This window comes from Streptomyces sp. SCSIO 75703 (assembly GCF_036607905.1).
Lineage (GTDB): Bacteria > Actinomycetota > Actinomycetes > Streptomycetales > Streptomycetaceae > Streptomyces.
In genome coordinates, this window is record NZ_CP144555.1 from 288,604 (window position 1) to 306,499 (window position 17,896).

The window sequence follows — 17,896 nt, forward strand, 5'->3', positions numbered from 1 at the left end:
CCCCGCGGGTGTCATGCCCGCCGCAGGGCCTCGGCCGCGGCGGGCTCCGCGGCGAGGCTGCCCGCGACGACGCGGGAGCGGCTGTGCAGCCGCAGCGACAGGACGACGAGGACGATCGCCACCGCGGTCATCGCCGCTCCCGCCCAGGCGGTGGACGCGAAGCCGAGACCCGCGTCGATCACGGTGCCGCCGAGCCACGGTCCGCCGGTGTTGCCCAGGTTGAAGGCGGCGGTCGTCGTCGCGCCCGCGAGGGTGGGCGCGGCGCCGGCCACGTTGAACATGCGCGCGTTGAGCGCGGGGGCCGTGTAGAAGGCGGAGACCCCGAGGAGGAAGGAGAGCAGCACCACGGCGACCGGGCTGGACGCGGTCAGCGCCAGCACGGCCAGCAGCACGGTCGAGGTGGTGATGCCGGAGAGCAGCACGCCGAACAGGTGGGCGTCGGCGACCCGGCCGCCGATGGTGGTGCCGATCAGCGCGCCGAGACCGAACAGCGCGAGCACCGTCGGCACCCAGCCGTCGGCCAGTCCGGCCACGTCGGTCAGGAGCGGCGCGAGGTAGGAGAAGGCGCAGAAGACACCGCCCGCGGCGAGCGCGGTCACGCCGATGGAGAGCCACACCTGGCGGTCGCGGTAGATGGCCAGTTCGCCCTTGAGCCGGGGCCGGCGCTCGGGCAGCGGGATGCGGGGGATCAGGGCGACCACCCCGGCGAGCGCGAGCGCGGAGGCCGCGCCCACCGCCCAGAAGGCGGACCGCCAGCCCAGGTGCTCGCCGAGGAAGGCGCCGGCCGGGACGCCGAGCACGTTGGCGATGGACAGGCCGCCGATCATCACGGCCATGGCGCGGGCCCGCGCGGTCCGCGGCACCATGGCGATGGCCACGGCGGCGCCCACCGCCCAGAACCCGGCGCAGGCCAGCGCGCTCACCACGCGGGAGGCGAACAGGACGGCGTACGTGGGCGCGAGAGCGCCGGCGATCTGACCGAGGCCGAAGACGGCGACGAGCGCGACCAGCGTGGTCTTGCGGGGCAGTCGGAGGGTGGCCACCGCGAGCAGCGGGGCGCCGACGACCATGCCGATGGCGAACGCCGAGATGAGCAGGCCCGCTTGCGGGATGGTGACGTCCATGTCGTCGGCGATGGGCGGCAGCAGGCCGGAGAGCATGAACTCGCTGGTGCCGAGCGCGAAGACGGAGAGGCCGAGGACGTAGACGGCGAGTGGCATACGGGCAGCCGGGGGCCGTGCGGTGGTTTCCTGCATGACACCTTGCAACAGGGCGGGCGCTCGCCGTCATTCCCGCACGGGATGTGATCTCGCCCCGGCCGAAGGCCCCTCCCTCCCTCCCTTCGCCCTGGCGGCCTCTCAGTCGTCGCCCTCGCCGAGTTGCGGGTCGAGGTCGTCGCGCAGGAGCCCGCGGCTGCCGGTCTGCCCGGTGCGGTACGCGGAGCGGGCCACCAGGTGGGAGGCGACCGGGCTGGTGAGGAACTGGAAGAAGACGATGAGCCCGAGCGTGCCCAGGTCGATGGGGTCGCGCAGGCGCAGCGTCACCCCGGCGAGGGCGAGCAGCACACCGATGGTCTGCGGTTTGGTCGCGGCGTGGGAACGGGTCAGGACGTCGGGGAAGCGGAGCATGCCGATCACGCCGATGAGGCACTGCACGCAGCCGAGCAGCAGCAGGACCGCGCCGAGCAGGTCGGCCGCCTCCAGCCACGGGTTCACCGGTGGTCCTCGGTGCCGTCCGGGCGGATCGCGGGCCGGTCGCGTACGGCGATGAAGCGGGCGATGCCCACCGATCCGGTGAAGCCGAGGAAGGCGAGGACGAGCATCACCGGGTAGTAGAAGGGGTCGCCGCTCAGGGCGGCCTTGGCGCCGATCCCGGCGATGATGAGGGCCGCCGCGACGTCGAGGGCGACGGCGCGGTCCAGCATGGAGGGCCCGCTCCAGATGCGGTAGAGGAGCAGGGCGCCCGCGGCGAGGATCACCACGACGGAGGCGACCAGCAGGGCGTCCTCGACGGTGTGCAGGGTGGTCATCACGGTCCGTTCCCTTCCGGCACCGGGCCGCGGGCCCGTGCGATGTCGGCCGCGGTGCCGAAGGCCCCGGCCACGAGTTCCTCCATCCGCCACACGGAGCGCCGGGCCCGTTCGACCGCGCCCGGATCGTCGGCGTCCAGGACGTGCAGGAACACGGTGGACGTCGCGCGGCGCACCTCGATGACGGAGCCGCCGGGGACGTTGGAGACGGCGACCGCGGTGGCGGTCAGCATGAGGTCGCTGCGGCAGCGCAGCGGTACGGCGACGACGGCCGCCGGGTAGGGGCCGCGGGCCTGGATCTGCCGGGTGACCTCGACGCTGGAGGAGACCATGTCGTAGACGAGGTAGCCGAGGAGCCGCAGGATGCCCAGCGGGTGCAGGCGCAGGCCCAGTTCCACGGCGGGCAGCGGGAAGGCGAGGCTCACGCAGAGGGCGACGATCACGCCGTTGACGACGTTGCCCCAGGAGAGCGTGCCCCACAGCAGGACCCAGATGACGGTGAGCCAGGCGACGAGCGGCGGGTCGGGGACGCGGCGGCGGCGAGCGGAGCGGTTCCTGACGGTGTGGCTCATGTGCCGAGCACCGCCTCGATGTAGGGGGTCCGGGCGAGGAGTTCGGCGGCGGCGTGTCCGGTGAAGGTGGTGAGGGGACCGCCGAGCACCGTGTAGAGGAGGCCGAGGGCGACGGCGGCGCCGGTCGCCGCGAGCATCGGCCAGGGCAGGCGTGTGGTGGTGGTGATGGACTGGCCGAGCAGGCCCGCGGAGACGACCGCGCCGGCCGGGGCGGGACGCCGGCCGCGCCGGCGCCGGTCGCCCCGCGCCCCGCGTTCGTCGCCGGCCGCGCCGTCCCGGCCTGGGCCCCCGGCGCCCTCGGCGCGGTCGCCGTCGCCGTCGTCGTCGTTCTCCGCGGACTCCAGGACCGTCCCCTCCCCCGGGGCGCCGGGCGGGGCCTCGCGCCAGAAGGCGAGGTTCCACACCTTCGCCATGACGTACAGGGTGAGCAGGCTGGTCACGGCGGCCCCCGCCACCAGCGCCCAGGCCCAGCCGCCGCCGTCCTCGACCCCCGCCCGCATCAGGCCGAGCTTGCCGAGGAACCCGGAGAGGGGCGGGATGCCGCCGAGGTTCATCGCCGGGACGAAGAAGAGCACGGCGACCAGCGGCGCCGACTTCGCCAGGCCGCCGAGGCGGGTGAGTTCCGTGGTGCCGTCGCGCCGTTCGACGAGCCCGGCGACGAGGAAGAGGGTGGTCTGCACGGTGATGTGGTGGGCCACGTAGACGATGGCGCCGCTGAGCGCGTCCCGGCCGGCGAGCGCGATGCCGAAGACCATGTACCCGATGTGGCTGATGAGGGTGAAGGACAGCACCCGTTTGAGGTCGGTCTGCGCCACCGCGCCGAGGATGCCGACGACCATCGAGGCGAGCGCGGCGCACATCAGCGGGTCGGCGAGGCGGTGGCCGGGGAAGAGCAGCGTCTCCGTGCGCAGCATCGCGTAGACGCCGACCTTGGTGAGCAGGCCCGCGAAGACCGCGGTGACCGGCGCGGGCGCGGTCGGGTAGGAGTCGGGCAGCCAGGCCGCGAGCGGGAACACCGCCGCCTTGATCGCGAAGACGGTCAGCAGCATCGCCTCCAGCAGGGTCCGCACCCCCGCCGGTACCTCCTGGAGCCGCCCGGCCAGTTGGGCGAAGTTGACGGTGCCCGCCACCGAGTAGGTCATGGCGACCGCCACCAGGAAGAGCATCGAGGAGAACAGCGAGATGATCACGTAGGTGGACCCGGCCCGGACGCGGGTCGCGGTGCCGCCGATGGTGAGCAGCACGAAGCTGGCGACGAGCATCATCTCGAAGCCCACGTAGAGGTTGACGAGGTCTCCGGAGAGGAAGGTGCACGAGACACCGGCGACGAGGATCAGGTAGGCCGGGTGGAAGACGCCGAACGGGGTCTGGTCGTCGCGGTCGGCCATGCCCTGGCCCAGCGAGTACAGGTGCACGAGCAGCGTCACGGCGCCGGAGACCGTGAGCATGAGCCCGGCGAGCCGGTCGGCGACCAGGGTGATGCCGAGGGGTGGGGCGAAGTCGCCGAGGTGGACGGAGAGCGGGCCGTGCCGGTCCGCGGCCACCATGAGGGCGACGGAGAGGGCGAGGACCGCGACGAGCACGGCGAGGCTCACCAGCCGCTGGAGGCGCTGGAGGCGTGGCCCGACGGCGAGTTCGAGGCCCGCGGCGCACAGGGGCAGCAGGACGGGGAGGGGGACGAGCGCGTTCACCTGGGTCCTTCCTGACCGGGGTCCTCGGGGCCGTCGCCCCGTCCGGGCTCGTCCCGTCCGGGGTCGTCCCGGCCCTCGCCCCGGCCGGGGTCGTCGGGTCCGGGCGCGTCCTGGTCCCCGTCCGGCTCCCGGCCGGTCTCCTCCGGGTCGTTGGAGGGCCCCGCGTCGTGGGCGGGGGCGGGTCCGGGGCGGCCCGCCGCGTCGGTGGAACCCCGCTCGGCGCCGGCCCGGTAGTCCTCGGGATCGGCGCCCAGGATGTCGTTCCACAGGTTGCCGGAGACGTCCCGCGCCCGTGCCTGGTAGGCGCGTTCCTCGCGCATCCGGTCGCGCAGCCGGCGGCGTTCGGCGCGGTAGCGGGCGCGTTCGTCGCCGGTGGTGCCGCGTCCGGCGCGGGCCCGCCGGTAGCGGGCGCGCAGTTCGCTGCGCCGGTGCAGGACGTCGGCGCGCAGTGCCACGAGCCGGTCCTCGGTGTCGTCGCTGATCTCGTCGGAGCCGGTGACCTGGTGGCTGCGGTAGGCCATGGAGAGCAGGAACGCGGTGGTGGCGAGGGTGATGACGATCGCGGTGAGCGCGATGGCCTGGGGCAGGGGGTCGGTGAGCCGGTTGCGGATGACGTGCGGGTGGAGCAGCGGGGCGGAGCCGGCCCGCCCAGTCGAGGCCAGCACCAAGAGGTTGATGCCGTTGCCGAGGACGACGGCGCCGATGAGGATGCGGGTGAGGGACCGGGTCAGCAGCAGCACCCCGCCCACCGCGTTGAGGACGGCGGCGGTGACCAGCAGGGTCAGGCTCACCGTCACGCGGCACCGCCCTCGGGGCGTCCGGCGCGGTGGGCCGCGGCCCGTTCGATGTGCCGGTCGACACGGGCGCCGAGGGCGCGGACGATGTCGAGGACGACACCGAGCACCAGCAGGTAGACGCCGCAGTCGAAGAGGACGGCGGTGGACAGGTGGGACTCGCCCCACACGGGCAGCCGGCCGTGCCAGGTCCAGCCGTGCAGCACCGTGCCGTGGACCAGTCCGGCGAGCGCCACGCCGGTGGACAGGCACAGGCCGAGGCCGGTGAAGAGGCCGGGCGCGAAGGGCGCGGCGTCGGCGAACTCGTGGCGTCCGCCGGCGAGGTAGCGGGTGATGAAGGCGACGCCCGCGACCATGCCGCCGACGAAGCCGCCGCCCGGCAGGTTCTCCGCGCACATGAGCAGATAGACGGAGAGGACGAGGATCGGGTGGAAGATCAGCCGGGCGACGACCTCCAGCACGATGGAGCGCCGCTCGGGGGCGAGGGTGGCACCGCCCGCGATCCAGGTCCGCTCGGGGGCGCCCTCGTCACCGCTGGGCAGTCCGGCGAGCCGGTGCGCGGTCAGGCTCCAGGTGGTGCTGAGCGCCGTCTCCGGCCGGTCGCCGGGCAGCGGCCCCGCGGGCGGTTCGGCGTCGGTGCGGCGGTGCAGGTAGAGCAGGCTCGTCACGCCGATCGCGGCGGCGGCGAGGACGGCCGACTCCCCCATGGTGTCCCAGGCGCGCAGGTCGACGAGGATGGTGGCGACGACGTCCTTGAGCCCGTGGTCGGCGACTTCGGCCACCATCGCCTCGCCCGCGGTGGGGCCGCGCCGGTGCCCCGCCATGATCCAGACGACGACGGCGACGGCGGCCCCGCCCGCGAGCGCGGCCGGCATCCGCAGGGCCCGCCGCAGGCTGCTGTAGCTCTCCTCGAAGTGGACGGGCATCCGGCGCAGCACCAGCACGAAGACGATCATCGAGACGGTCTCCACGCAGAACTGGGTGAGCGCCAGGTCCGGTGCGCCCTGCACCACGAAGAGCAGGGCGGTGCCGTAGCCGGTGAGCCCGGCGAGCACCACCGCCTTCATCCGGCGCCGCACGCCGAGGCAGAGCAGGGCGGCTGCGCAGGTCAGGACGGCGACACCGGCCTGGACGGGCGTGTCCCACAGGTGCGGGGCCGGGGTGCCGGACCAGGGTTCGTCGGCGACGAGGACGGCGATCTGCCCGGCCAGGACCACGCCGAGGGCCGTCACCAGGTACCCGGAGAGGGAGCCGCGCTGCACGAAGCCGGTGCACTGGAGGGCGGCGCGTTCGAGGCCGAGCACGATCCGTCCGAAGGTGCGGTCGGCGCTGCGCCAGGCGAGGGCGGTACCGAGGCGGATCACCCGGTCGCTCCGGAGGAAGAGCAGGACGCCGCCCGCCCAGGCCGCCGCGGACAGGAGCAGCGCGGTGCCCACCCCGTGCCACAGGGACACGTGGTACGGGTGCGCGGGCGCCGGGAACCGGGCGGCGTACGCGCCGAGGAGGGGCTGGAGCGCGCGGGCGCCGAGGCCGAGGCCGAGGGAGGACAGGGCGAGCAGGGCGGGGGACGCGAGGAAGGCGTGCGGCACCCGGTGGGCGGGGGTGTCGGGCACGCCGGGTTTGCGGGCGAAGGCGCCCCACAGGAACCGCAGGGTGTAGGCGGTGGTCAGCGCCGATCCGGCGACGGTCGCGGCGAGCGCGCACCGTTCGGCGGTGCCGCCGGCCAGCAGCGCCTGGAAGGCGGCCTCCTTCGCGGCGAAGCCGAGCAGCGGCGGGACGGCGGCCATGGAGAGCCCGGCGAGGGTGGCGACCGCGCAGACGGCGGGCAGCCGCCGCCCGACCCCGGACAGCCGCCGCAGGTCGCGGGTGCCGGTGGCGTGGTCGACGATGCCGGTGACGAGGAAGAGGGGCGCCTTGAACAGGGCGTGGCCGAGGATCAGGGCGAGGGCGGCGAGGCCGGTGTCGTGGCCGCCGGCTCCCGCCAGGACCAGGAGGAAGCCGAGCTGGCTGACGGTACCGGAGGCGAGGACCAGTTTCAGGTCGTGCAGGCGCAGCGCCCGCCAGCCGCCGAGGAGCATGGTCAGGGAGCCGAGGACCAGCAGGAGGGGCCGCCAGGGGGTGACGTCGGCGAAGGCGGGGGCGAGGCGGGCCACGAGGTAGACGCCGGCCTTGACCATCGCGGCGGCGTGCAGGTAGGCGCTGACCGGGGTGGGGGCGGCCATGGCGTTGGGCAGCCACAGGCTGAACGGCCAGATCGCCGACTTGGTCAGGGCGCCGACGAGGATCAGCACGAGGGCGGTGGTCAGGGCCGGGGAGGCGGGCGGCGGGTCGGCGAGGATCCGCGAGACGCGGTAGGTGCCGGCGGCCTGGCCGAGCGTCAGGAAGCCGACGAGCATGGTGAGCCCGCCGAGGGCGGTGACGGTGAGGGACTGCAGGGCGCTGCGCCGGTTCTGCTTGCGGTCGCTGTTCTGGCCGATCAGCAGGTAGGAGAAGACGGTGGTCAGTTCCCAGAAGACGTAGAGCAGGACGAGGTCGTCGGCGAGGACGAGGCCGAGCATCGCCCCGGCGAAGGCGAGCAGGTTCCCGGCGAAACCGCCGAGGCCCGGGGCGTGGTCGTCGAAGTAGGAGACGCAGTAGAGGAGGACGAGGCAGCCGACGCCGGCGGCCAGCAGCACCATGATCTCGGCGAGGGCGTCCAGGCGCAGGGCCCAGTCGACGTGGTAGTCGGGCAGCCAGGTCCAGGTGGTGGTGTGGGCGCCGCCCGCCGCCGCGGCGTTCCAGCGGCCGGCCGCCCAGAGGGTGGCGGCGGCGGGCGGCAGGGCCAGGACGAGGAAGGCCCGGGTGCCGTACCACCGCACGAGGGGCGCGGCGAACAGGGCGAGCGCGAAGTGAGCGAGGACGAGCGCGGTCACACGGTCTCGCGGTGCTGGGCGGCGGAGGGACGGCAGGGCACCCGATAGGGATATATCGGGCGTCCCGCCCGGTGTGCCAGGCTCGCCGCGTTCGCCGGAATCCGACCGGAGCGGCCCCGGCCCGGCGGTCCGCGCGCCCCGAGGGGTGTGCGGGCCGCCGGGCGGGCCGTGCGCGCCGGGCCGTCAGTTCGCGGGCGGGCCGGTCTCGGTGAGCCGGCCGTCGGCGAGCCGCAGCCGGCGCCGCACGCCGATCTCGGCGAGGAACCGCTCGTCGTGGCTGACCACCACGAACGCGCCCCGGTAGGCGCCGAGGGCGCTGGTGAGCTGGGCGGTGCCCGCCAGGTCCAGGTTGTTGGTCGGCTCGTCCAGGAGCAGCAGCCGGGGGGCGGGTTCGGCGCACAGGACGCAGGCGAGGGTGGCCCGCAGCCGTTCGCCGCCGGAGAGGGCGCCGGCCGGCAGTTGGGCGCGGGCTCCGCGGAAGAGGAACCGGGCGAGCAGGTTCCTCCGCTCGGCCTCCGGCAGCCCGGGTGCGAAGGCGGCGAGGTTCTCCTCGACGGTCCGCCGCCCGTCCAGCAGGTCGAGCCGTTGCGAGAGGTGGGCGACACGGCCGTCGGTCCGCCGGATCTCGCCCGCGTCGGGGGCGAGTCCGCCGTGCAGCAGGCGCAGCAGGGTGGACTTGCCCGCCCCGTTGGGTCCGGTCAGGGCGATGCGTTCGGGGCCCCGGATGGACAGGGTGACGCCCTCGGCGCCGAACAGGTCGCGTCCGCCGCGGCGCACCCGCAGCCCCGCGCCGTGGACGAGGGTGCGCCCGGCGGGCACGTCCGTCGCGGGCAGGTCCAGGACGAGCCGTTGTTCGTCGCGCAGGGCCCGCTCGGCCTCGTCGAGCCGGGTCCTCGCGTCGCCGACGCGGGCTGCGTGGGTCTGCCCGGCCCGTCCGGCGGACTCCTGCGCGCCGCGTTTCATGGCGCCGGCGACGATCCGGGGCAGGCCGGCGCTCTTCAGGTTGCGGGCGGCGTTGTGGGCGCGGCGTTCGGCGCGTTCGCGGGCCTGTTGCCTCTCCCGCTTCTCGCGTCGCAGTTCGGCTTCGGCGGTGCGGATGTTCTTCTCGGCGGTGTCCCGCTCGGCACGTACCGCTTCCTCATAGGCAGTGAAGTCGCCTCCGTACAGGCGCAGTTCACCGTCGTGGAGTTCGGCGATGCGGTCCATCCGGTCCAGCAGGGCGCGGTCGTGGCTGACGAGGAGGAGGCAGCCGGTGAAGTCGTCCAGGGCGTCGTGGAGGCGGTGGCGGGCGTCGAGGTCGAGGTTGTTGGTGGGTTCGTCGAGGAGCAGGACGTCGGGGCGGCGCAGGAGCCGGGCGGCGAGGCCGAGGGAGACGGTCTGGCCGCCGCTGAGGGTCTCCAGGCGCCGGTCGAGGGCGAGGCCGCCGAGGCCGAGCCGGTCGAGCTGGGCGTGGGTGCGCTCCTCGACGTCCCAGTCGTCGCCGATGGTGGTGAAGTGCTCCTCGGCCACGTCGCCGGACTCGACCGCGTCGATGGCGCGGACGACGGCGTCGACGCCGAGGACCTCGGCGACGGTGAGGTCACCGGTGAGCGGCAGGGTCTGCGGGAGGTGGCCGAGCGTGCCGGAGACGCGTACGGAGCCGGATGCCGGCCGCAGGTCGCCGGCGATCAGCCGGAGCAGGGTGGACTTGCCGGAGCCGTTGGGGGCCACCAGGCCGGTGCGGCCGGACGGCACGGTGAAGGAGAGGCCGTCGAAGACGGGGGTGTCGTCGGGCCAGGAGAAGGACAGGGCGGAGCAGACGACGCGGGCGTCGGACATGGAGGTGCCTTCGCGGGAAGGGAGGCGGCCGGGACGGACGCCTCGGCAGGCGGGAGAAGGGGACGACGAGACGGCCACCGCGTCGGCGCTCTCCGCGCCCGCCGTGGCCTGTCAGGGCCGGGTATCACCCGATGATGTCGTCGTCACCCACCATGTCCGCGCGTTCCTCACTCGACAGCGGCCGAAGAGACCGGCGTCGAGTTTATCAGCCGGGTCCGGGGCGGCGCGCGGGAACGGGACGGGCCCCGCGGGCGGCGGCGGGTGCGGCGGGCGGGCTCGCGGGCGGGGGGCGGCAGCCGGCGGACGGCGAAATAGGGGGTGCGGCACTCTGGCGTACGCGCGTAGACCTCGGGCACCATCGTCTCGCACCTCATGCTCAACCACCCCACAGGCAGCATGACGTACGCATGGAGGTTCCCATGACGTCTTCCACGGCCCCGCTCTCCCCCCGTACGGCGGCGCGCGGTTCACGGCGCTCCCGGGGCGCGCGCATCCGCTCGCTCGTCACGGCGCTGGCCCTGGTGGCCGCTCCGGGCGCGGTCGTCCTCGGCACCGCCGGCGACGCCGCCGCGGCCACCAAGATCAGCCACGCCACCGCGACGTCCATGTTCCGCGACGCGGGCGTCACCTGGTCGTCCTCGGGCAACTGCTCCAACCGCAACATCTCGACGTGCACGTCCTTCGAGCAGCTCAACCTCGCCACCGCGCAGGGGGCGCAGACCCTCAAGCGGGCCAGCGGGTGCGCGCTGAACATCACCGGCGGGACGGAGACCGGGCACGCCTCGGGCACCTACTCGCACTGGAACGGCTACAAGCTGGACTTCAGCAAGTCCACCTGCCTCAACAACTACGTGAAGAACAGCTTCAGTTACATCGGTGTGCGCGGTGACGGCGCCCAGCAGTGGCGGTCCGCCTCCGGCAACGTCTACGCCGACGAGGGCAACCACTGGGACGTCACCTACTACAACTGCGGCGGCTGCTGACCCCGCGGGCCGCACGGCGCGAGCCGTTCCCGGGCGGCGCGGGGCCCTCGGCTCCGCGCCGCCCGCACGCCCCCGCTCCCCGTACACGCTCCCGCTCTCCCCGAAGGGGTGAACCCGGCCGGAGTTCCGCCCGGCCGGCGCGGCCGTCCCGGCACTCTGCTGCCCGGGGACCGAGCAACGGAGAAGGGGGCCCTTCTGAGCACGGAGGAGACCGCAGGCGCCGCGGACGACGCGGCGGGCCACGGGCCCGGCCCGCACCGCGCCGCCGACGACGCGACGCGGCGCGGCGTACCGCGCCACGTGGCCTGCGTGATAGACGGCAACGGCCGCTGGGCGACCCGGCGTTCCCTGCCGCGCAGCTCCGGCCACAGCGCGGCCGAGGCCACCGTGATCGAGGTGATCGAGGCGGCCCGCCGGTCCGGGGTCGAGTGGCTGAGCCTGTTCGCGTTCTCCACCGAGAACTGGCGCCGCCCGCGCGAGGAGGTCGCCTCCCTGATGCTGCTGGTCCGCCGGGTGGTGCGCAAACACGCGCCGCTGCTGCACGCCCGCGGCGTCCGCTGCCGCTTCCTCGGCGTGACGGACTCGCGCGTCCCGGCACCGCTGGCCCGGGACTTCGCCGACCTGACCACGCTGACGGGCGCGAACCGGGGCATGACGCTGACCGTGGCGTTCGACCACGGCGGACGCCGGGACATCGTCGAGGCGGCCCGGTCCCTGCTGCGGGCCGGCGTGCCACCCGAGGCGGTCGACGAACGGACCTTCGCCGCGCACCTCCCCTTCCCGGACACTCCCGACGTGGACCTCGTCATCCGCACCTCCGGCGAACAGCGCATCTCCAACTTCATGCTCTGGCAGGTCGCGTACGCCGAACTCGTCTTCCCGCCGGTGCTCTGGCCCGACTTCCGGGCGGCGCACTTCGTGGAGTGCCTGCACACCTACCGGCAGCGCGACCGCCGTTTCGGCGGGGTCGCACCGCACGCGAACGGAGCAACGTGACCGACAGCCGCGACCCGCATCCCGGCCCCCGCGTCCCCGGCCCCTCGGCCCCGGCGGACGACCGCTCTTCCGGCCCGTCGGCGCCCGAGGACCACGGGCGGCCGCTGTTCGGACCGGGTTCGCACTTCCACCCGTTCTTCGACGACCCGCGCTGGGCGCTGGCCATGATCCGGGCGACGGTCCTGGAGGCGGCGCACCCCCAGGTCGGCGCCGCGCTGGCCGGCAACTCCACGTTCGTGACGCACCCCTGGCGGCGGCTGCGCAACACCTTCCTCAGCCTGCGGCGGATGTTCGGCGCCGACGAGGCGGTACGGCAGCGGGAGGCGACCCGCCTGAACCGGCTCCACGCCCGCATCCGGGGCACCGACGCCGAGGGCCGCCCGTACGACGCGATGGACCCGGCGGCCCGTGCCTGGGTGGTGGCGACCCTGTTCGAGAGCACCGTCACCATGTGCCGGCTCGGCGGGCAGCCCCTCGACCAGTCCACCCTGCGCGGGCTGTACGCCGAGTTCCGCGCCTACCTGGCGGTGCTCGGCGGCGCGGACGACGACCTCCCGGCGACGCTGGAGGAGTTCTGGCCGTACTTCGACCGAGTGGTGGAGGAGGACCTGGAGGGCACCGAGGCGGTGCGCGTCATCCTCTACCGGCTCTTCGACGACCTGCCCGCTCCCCCGGTCCTGGAGGAGCTGGCGCCCCTGTGGGCGGTGGGCCGGTCGCTGGCCGGTCCGGTGATCGGCGCGATCACCATCGCCTCGCTGCCGGAGTCCCTGCGCCGCCGGGCCGGGCTGCCGGACGTGCCCGGTGGGCAGACGCTCGCCCAGAGCGCGTACCTCGCCGTCGGTCTGGCCCGGTACCTGCCGGAGGGCTGGAGCAGTACGGACGGCCTCGCCGGGCTGCTGCTCTCCCCCGGGGAGGACGACCCGCCCGCCCGGACGGTCACCGCCGTGCGCGACGGGCTCAAACGGGCCGGTGCCCTGCTGCGGCTGCTCGCCCCACTGCCGCCGGAGCCGGAGGAGGCCGAGCCGGACGGGGTGGGGAGGGGTGCCGCGGAGTTCTTCCGTACGGTGCTCGACCAGACCGGCGACGGCTTCCTGGACTGGCCCGATCTGGCGGCGATGGCCCGCGAGGTCGCCGGCCGCCTCGACCTGGACGAACCGGAGGAGACCCGGCTCTACGACGCGTTCGCGCTCTGGTGGCGGGAACTCCAGCGGGCGCTGGACACCGACGGCGACGGCCGGGTGAGCGCCGCGGAGTACGCCGCCGGGGTGCCGTCCCTCGCCGGGCCCGCGCTGATCCGGGTGGCCGAGGTGCTGTTCGACGTCACCGACCGGGACGGCGACGGGACCATCGACGAGCAGGAGTACCGGACGCTGTTCCGCACCGGTTTCCGGCGCGAGATGGCGGAGGCCGGGCAGAGCTGTTCCCGCAGCGCGTTCGTCGCGGACTTCGTCGCCTTCATGACCGGCCGCCGCCGCTCCGGCGCCTACGACGGCCTGCTCGCGCAGGCGTGAGCCGGCCGGCCGCCACGGTCAGTGGGCTCCGGTGGGCCAGGCCAGGGGTTCGGAGACCGTGCCGGCGCTCCACTCCGCGAGGCGTTCGGCGAAGGCCGCGAGTTCGCCGGCCGCGTAGTGCGCCGGGTCCCAGGCCGCGTAGAGGCTGATGGTCAGGCGTTTCCCGCCGAGGGTGAGGCGGGCCCCGTCCAGGCCGAAGCGCACCGGTTCGATGATGACGGCGGGCCCCTGTCCGGCGCGGGCCGCGGCCTGGGCGACGGGGGCGCTGGTCACCTCGCGGACGGTGACGTCGAGCCCGGACCGGCGGACCGCGGCGTCGAAGACCGCGCGCACCGCGCTGCCCCGGCCGGGCACCACCACGCGCCGGCCGCGCAGTTCCCGCAGGTCCATCTCCGCCCGGCCGGACCAGGGCCCGCCGGGCGGGCCCTGCACGTTGAGCGGCACCTCGGCGAGCCGGCGTTCGGTGAGTTCGACGGGGGCCGGCCGGGAGTTGACGGCGATATCGGCGGTCCCGTCGGACACCTGCCCGTAGACCAGTTCGGGGACGGTGTCGCGGACGTCGACGAGGGGCGCCCCGGTCTCGGCCAGGAAGGGGCACAGGACGTAGTGCATGGTCGTCGTCGGCGCCACGGCGGTGATGCCGAAGTGCCGGCCCACGTCCACCGCCCGCACCAGTTCGGCGCCCCGTTCCATGCGGGTGAGGATGTCGCGGGCGGCGGGGAGGAAGCTCCGGCCGGCAGGGGTCAGCTCCAGGCCGGTCGAGGTGCGCGTGAAGAGCCGGGCGCCCAGTTCCTTCTCCAGCGAGGCCAGTTGCCGGGAGACGGTCGGCTGGGTCACCGCGAGCCGTTCGGCGGCCTTCGACACGCTGCCGAGCACGGCCACGTGCAAAAAGTATCGGAGCACCGTCTGCTTCATCATCACCCTGCTGTCTGCGGAAATACGGTTCAGGCATAGCCAGCATGCACTCCTGCTATTTGACCGGGCATATCGGAGCGGAGTGAATACACCCAACCTCGTTTCGCCGCGCTCGTCCCGTGGGCGGCGAAGCACCACAGTGGTGAGGTTCGTTCTCCGAGGAATCGCCCATGTCCCGCACTCCCCCGTCGGCCTCCGCCCGGTCGTCCCGCAGAGCCACGACCGCCGCGTTCGTCGGCACCGCCATCGAGTGGTACGACTTCTACATCTTCGGCACCGCCGCCGCCCTCGTCTTCGGCAAGGTCTTCTACCCCGACATCGCGCCCGGCGCCGGGGTCCTCGCCTCCTTCGCCACGATGTGGGTCGGGTTCCTCGCACGCCCCCTCGGCGGCATCGTCTTCGGCCACATGGGCGACCGGGTGGGCCGGAAGAACACGCTGGTCATCACGTTGGTGATGATGGGCGTGGCGACCTTCTGCATCGGCCTGCTGCCCACCTACGGGCAGATCGGCGTCGCCGCGCCGACCCTGCTGGTGCTGCTGCGCGCCGTGCAGGGCCTGGCGGTGGGCGGCGAGTGGGGCGGCGCCGTGCTGATGGCGACCGAGAACGCCTCCGAGAAGCGCAAGGGCTCGGCCGGCATGTGGGTCCAGCAGGGCTCGCCGGCCGGCTCCATCCTGGCCACGCTGATGTTCCTGCTGGTCGGCACGTTGCCCGACCGGGCGTTCCTCACCTGGGGCTGGCGGGTGCCGTTCCTGCTCTCCGCGCTCCTGGTCGTGGTCGGCCTGGTGATCCGGCTGAAGGTCGAGGAGTCCGCGGACTTCGAGCGGGCCAAGGAGCGCGACGACGTCGTCAAGATGCCCCTCATGGAGGTGCTGCGCACCGCGCCGGGCGTGGTCGCCCTCGGCATGGGCGCGTCCATCATGGGCATCGCCGCCGCCTACTTCAACAACACCTTCGTGCTGTCCTGGACCACCACCGACCTCGGTGTCGGGCGGCAGACGATGCTCAACATCCTGCTGGTCATCGCGGTGCTCCAGTTCCTGTTGCAGCCGCTCGCGGCCCGGCTCTCGCAACGCTTCGGCGCGGTCCGCGTCATGGCGGGCGGTCTGACGCTCTCCGTGGTGATCGTGGTGCCGATGTTCCTGCTGATCTCCACGGCCAACCCGGTGCTGATCACGGTGGGCCTGATCCTGCCGACGCTCGGCACGGTCCTGTACTACGCGATGCTCTCCAGCTTCCTGGCCTCGGTCTTCCCCGCGAACGTCCGCTACACCGGCGTCTCCCTCGCCTACCAGCTCTGCTCCTCCCTGATCGGCGGCGCGACCCCGCTGATCGCCCAGACCGTGCTGATCAACACCGGCGTGGCGGGCATCGGGGTCTTCTACGGCGTGATGCTGGTCGTCACCCTGGCCTGTGTCCTCGGCCTCGCCCGGCTGGCCGCGCGGCGCGCCGCCGACTCCGGCGCCGCCGACTCCGGCACGCGGGTCCCCGAGGCCGTCTGAGCCCGCCCGGCCGGGCCCCTCCCCCTGCCGTCCCGTCCTCGCCGTTCTTCCCGTCCCTCCCCTTCCCTCAGGAGCGCACGTCCACATGCAGATCGACGCGATGTTCGTCAACAGCCGTATCCGGACCATGGACCCGGCCCGTCCCACCGCCTCCCGGCTCGGGGTGCTGAACGGGCGTGTCGTCGGGCTCGACGAGGAGCTGGACGGGGTGAGCGCCGCCGTCACCCACGACCTGGGCGGCGCCCCGGTGCTGCCCGGCTTCCACGACGCGCACTTCCACACCCACCTGCTGGGCCGCCGCCTGGCCTGGCTCGACCTGCGCGCCTCGGCCGTGGGCGACCTCGACGAGCTGTACCGGGCGGTGGCCGACCGGGCCGCCGGTCTCGGTCCGGACGAGTGGGTCTTCGGTTCGGGCTACGACCAGAACAAGACGGGCGGCCACCCGGTCGCCCGTCTGCTGGACGAGGCCGCGGGGGGCCGGCCGGTGTGGCTGGAGCACGTCTCCGGGCACATGGGCGTGGCCAGCACCGAGGCGTTCCGCCGGGTCGGGTACGCGGACGGCCGGGGCGTGCCCGACGTGGACGGCGGCCACGTGGCGCGGCTGGCGGACGGGACCGCGGAGGGGCTGCTCCAGGAGCGGGCCATGCGGCTCGTCTACTCGGTGATCCGGCCGCTGCCGACGGAGGAGGTCCTCGGCCATGTGCGGCTGGCCTCGGACAAGGCCCTGTCGGAGGGGCTGACCAGCGTCACCGAGCCGGGTCTCGGGGCCCACGAGATGATCGGTGCCTCCCCCTCGGACGTCCACACCTACCAGCTCGCCCGGGAGCGGGGGCTGATGCGGCTGCGGACCACGCTGATGCCGTACATCACCAAGCTGCACTACCTGGAGGGGTTCCGGGACCCGCGCGAGTGGTTCGGCCTCGACCTGGGCATCCGGACCGGCTTCGGCGACGAGCGGATGCGGCTGGGGCCGGTGAAGATCGTCACGGACGGATCGCTGATCGGCAAGTCGGCGGCGATGCACACGTGTTACCACGGCGAGCCGTCCAACAAGGGCTTCATGCAGTTCACCGCGGAGGAGGTGCGCGACTTCGTGGTCGACGCGCACCGGGCCGGCTGGTCCGTGGCGGCGCACGCCATCGGGGACTCGGCGGTGGACGCCGCGCTGGACGCCTTCGAGGCGGCCCAGCTCCGGACGCCCCGGGCCGGCGCACGGCACCGCATCGAGCACTTCGGCGTGGCGAGCGACGAGCAGGTGGCCCGCCTGGTGCGGCTCGGTGTGGTGCCGGTGCCGCAGGGCGCGTTCGTCTCGGAGCTGGGGGACGGCATGCTGCGGGCGCTCGGTCCGGAGCGGGCCCGCCTGTGCTACCGGATGAAGTCGCTGCTGGAGGCCGGCGCGGTGCTGCCCGGTTCCTCCGACGCTCCCGTCGCCGACGGGAACCCGCTGGTGAACATCCACGACATGGTCAACCGGGTCACCGCGGGCGGTGAGGTCTTCAACGCCGACGAGCGGCTGACCGTGGCGGAGGCGGTGCGCGCCTACACCTACGGGTCGGCGTACGCGGTCGGCGAGGAGGGCGACAAGGGCGTGCTGGCCCGGGGCATGCTCGCGGACCTCGTGGTGCTCTCCGACGACCTGTTCGCCGTCGACCCCTCCCGCATCCGGGACGTCACCGTGGGCGCCACGGTGGTGGGCGGTGCCGTCGAGTTCGACGGTGGTGCGGTGCGGACGCTCTGACCGGCCCGCCGGCCGCCGGGCCGGCGACCGGGAAGCCGTGGTGGAGGTCCGTGCGCGAAGCCGGGCCCCCCCGGCGTTCTCGGGCCCGCTTTTTCTCCGCATTCCGCCCCGGAGGAAAAGGCCCGGTGCCATATCGATTTCTATGTCCCCTTCCCCGGGAACGTGTATGGGAAAGGCCGTCACTTCCCCGACCAGCGGTTCCGGAACGACTCGCCAGGGCCGTGACCTGCGTCACACCAAGAACGGGTCCGTCTTTCCCCGTCCCTCAACTCCTGTGCTAAATCGCCAGTTCAGGGGCGCGCACCGGGTCCGCGGGCCTCGCAGCCGGTTCTTCATCCTGGGTGAACCGGCGGTTCATCCGCCTTTCCCGTGCCTCTTGCTCCGGCCGGAATTGCCGTGCCAGTCTTCGCCGCGATTCGACGCCGACGGCACCGT

At 73.9% G+C, this 17,896-nt stretch carries 14 protein-coding genes; 5 read left to right on the forward strand and 9 right to left on the reverse strand.

Features of this window, described 5'->3' with window-relative positions; translation table 11 throughout:
• Positions 1 to 11: 11 nt before the first annotated feature.
• The 8 genes from VM636_RS01375 to VM636_RS01410 all read right to left on the reverse strand — a co-directional run bounded on the left by VM636_RS01375 (position 12) and on the right by VM636_RS01410 (position 9,816).
• Positions 12 to 1,220 (reverse strand): Cmx/CmrA family chloramphenicol efflux MFS transporter, encoded by a 1,209-nt coding sequence (locus VM636_RS01375; RefSeq protein ID WP_053912784.1) that lies wholly within the window; start codon positions 1,218 to 1,220, stop codon positions 12 to 14.
• Between the two features lie 138 nt (positions 1,221 to 1,358).
• A complete protein-coding gene (gene mnhG / locus VM636_RS01380; protein WP_030418947.1) occupies positions 1,359 to 1,715 on the reverse strand; it encodes a monovalent cation/H(+) antiporter subunit G in 357 nt (118 codons plus the stop codon).
• Positions 1,712 to 2,029 carry a monovalent cation/H+ antiporter complex subunit F gene (locus VM636_RS01385; protein WP_030418946.1) on the reverse strand — a complete coding sequence of 106 codons (318 nt, stop codon included), beginning with the start codon at positions 2,027 to 2,029 and terminating at the stop codon, positions 1,712 to 1,714. Before VM636_RS01385 ends, mnhG begins: the two co-directional genes overlap by 4 nt.
• Positions 2,029 to 2,601, reverse strand: coding sequence for a Na+/H+ antiporter subunit E (locus tag VM636_RS01390; RefSeq protein ID WP_030418945.1), 573 nt, complete (start codon positions 2,599 to 2,601; stop codon positions 2,029 to 2,031). Before VM636_RS01390 ends, VM636_RS01385 begins: the two co-directional genes overlap by 1 nt.
• A complete protein-coding gene (locus VM636_RS01395; protein ID WP_030418944.1) occupies positions 2,598 to 4,292 on the reverse strand; it encodes a Na+/H+ antiporter subunit D in 1,695 nt (564 codons plus the stop codon). Before VM636_RS01395 ends, VM636_RS01390 begins: the two co-directional genes overlap by 4 nt.
• On the reverse strand, positions 4,289 to 5,089 hold the full coding sequence (locus VM636_RS01400) for a Na(+)/H(+) antiporter subunit C (protein ID WP_030418943.1): 801 nt from the start codon (positions 5,087 to 5,089) through the stop codon (positions 4,289 to 4,291). Before VM636_RS01400 ends, VM636_RS01395 begins: the two co-directional genes overlap by 4 nt.
• Positions 5,086 to 7,998 (reverse strand): Na+/H+ antiporter subunit A, encoded by a 2,913-nt coding sequence (locus VM636_RS01405; RefSeq protein ID WP_338482975.1) that lies wholly within the window; start codon positions 7,996 to 7,998, stop codon positions 5,086 to 5,088. Before VM636_RS01405 ends, VM636_RS01400 begins: the two co-directional genes overlap by 4 nt.
• Before the next feature lie 183 nt (positions 7,999 to 8,181).
• On the reverse strand, positions 8,182 to 9,816 hold the full coding sequence (locus VM636_RS01410; protein WP_338482976.1) for an ABC-F family ATP-binding cassette domain-containing protein: 1,635 nt from the start codon (positions 9,814 to 9,816) through the stop codon (positions 8,182 to 8,184).
• Positions 9,817 to 10,235: 419 nt separating this feature from the next.
• Here VM636_RS01410 and VM636_RS01415 point away from each other — a divergent pair, with 419 nt between their 5' ends.
• From VM636_RS01415 to VM636_RS01425, 3 genes are all read left to right on the forward strand, one after another.
• Entirely contained in the window at positions 10,236 to 10,799 is a 564-nt protein-coding gene (locus VM636_RS01415; RefSeq protein WP_234312522.1) for a hypothetical protein, read from the forward strand.
• A 300-nt stretch (positions 10,800 to 11,099) separates the two neighbouring features.
• Positions 11,100 to 11,795: a polyprenyl diphosphate synthase gene (uppS, locus tag VM636_RS01420; RefSeq protein WP_053912931.1), complete on the forward strand. Its 696-nt coding sequence runs from the start codon at positions 11,100 to 11,102 to the stop codon at positions 11,793 to 11,795.
• A gap of 104 nt (positions 11,796 to 11,899) precedes the next feature.
• Positions 11,900 to 13,306, forward strand: coding sequence for an oxygenase MpaB family protein (locus VM636_RS01425; RefSeq protein WP_030418938.1), 1,407 nt, complete (start codon positions 11,900 to 11,902; stop codon positions 13,304 to 13,306).
• Between the two features lie 18 nt (positions 13,307 to 13,324).
• On the opposite strand, the gene VM636_RS01430 is transcribed toward VM636_RS01425, so the two are convergent.
• Positions 13,325 to 14,224 carry a LysR family transcriptional regulator gene (locus tag VM636_RS01430; protein WP_078855756.1) on the reverse strand — a complete coding sequence of 300 codons (900 nt, stop codon included), beginning with the start codon at positions 14,222 to 14,224 and terminating at the stop codon, positions 13,325 to 13,327.
• A 167-nt stretch (positions 14,225 to 14,391) separates the two neighbouring features.
• Between VM636_RS01430 and VM636_RS01435 the strand changes: the two genes are divergently transcribed.
• Together VM636_RS01435 and VM636_RS01440 are read left to right on the forward strand one after the other, a co-directional pair.
• Complete coding sequence (locus VM636_RS01435) at positions 14,392 to 15,723, forward strand: MFS transporter (protein WP_030418936.1); 1,332 nt, start codon at positions 14,392 to 14,394, stop codon at positions 15,721 to 15,723.
• A gap of 85 nt (positions 15,724 to 15,808) precedes the next feature.
• The gene (locus tag VM636_RS01440) at positions 15,809 to 17,461 is read left to right on the forward strand and encodes an amidohydrolase (RefSeq protein WP_338482978.1); all 1,653 of its coding nucleotides are present in this window, start codon (positions 15,809 to 15,811) and stop codon (positions 17,459 to 17,461) included.
• Positions 17,462 to 17,896: the final 435 nt, after the last annotated feature.

Excerpts from the sequence above, each read along its gene's own strand:
- VM636_RS01415 (WP_234312522.1), top strand. The coding sequence starts at position 10,236 with ATGACGTCTTCCACGGCCCCGCTCTCCCCCCGTACGGCGGCGCGCGGT.
- VM636_RS01435 (WP_030418936.1), top strand. The coding sequence starts at position 14,392 with ATGTCCCGCACTCCCCCGTCGGCCTCCGCCCGGTCGTCCCGCAGAGCC.
- VM636_RS01390 (WP_030418945.1), bottom strand. The coding sequence starts at position 2,601 with ATGAGCCACACCGTCAGGAACCGCTCCGCTCGCCGCCGCCGCGTCCCC.
- VM636_RS01440 (WP_338482978.1), top strand. The coding sequence starts at position 15,809 with ATGCAGATCGACGCGATGTTCGTCAACAGCCGTATCCGGACCATGGAC.
- VM636_RS01375 (WP_053912784.1), bottom strand. The coding sequence starts at position 1,220 with ATGCCACTCGCCGTCTACGTCCTCGGCCTCTCCGTCTTCGCGCTCGGC.
- VM636_RS01430 (WP_078855756.1), bottom strand. The coding sequence starts at position 14,224 with ATGATGAAGCAGACGGTGCTCCGATACTTTTTGCACGTGGCCGTGCTC.
- VM636_RS01410 (WP_338482976.1), bottom strand. The coding sequence starts at position 9,816 with ATGTCCGACGCCCGCGTCGTCTGCTCCGCCCTGTCCTTCTCCTGGCCC.
- VM636_RS01385 (WP_030418946.1), bottom strand. The coding sequence starts at position 2,029 with ATGACCACCCTGCACACCGTCGAGGACGCCCTGCTGGTCGCCTCCGTC.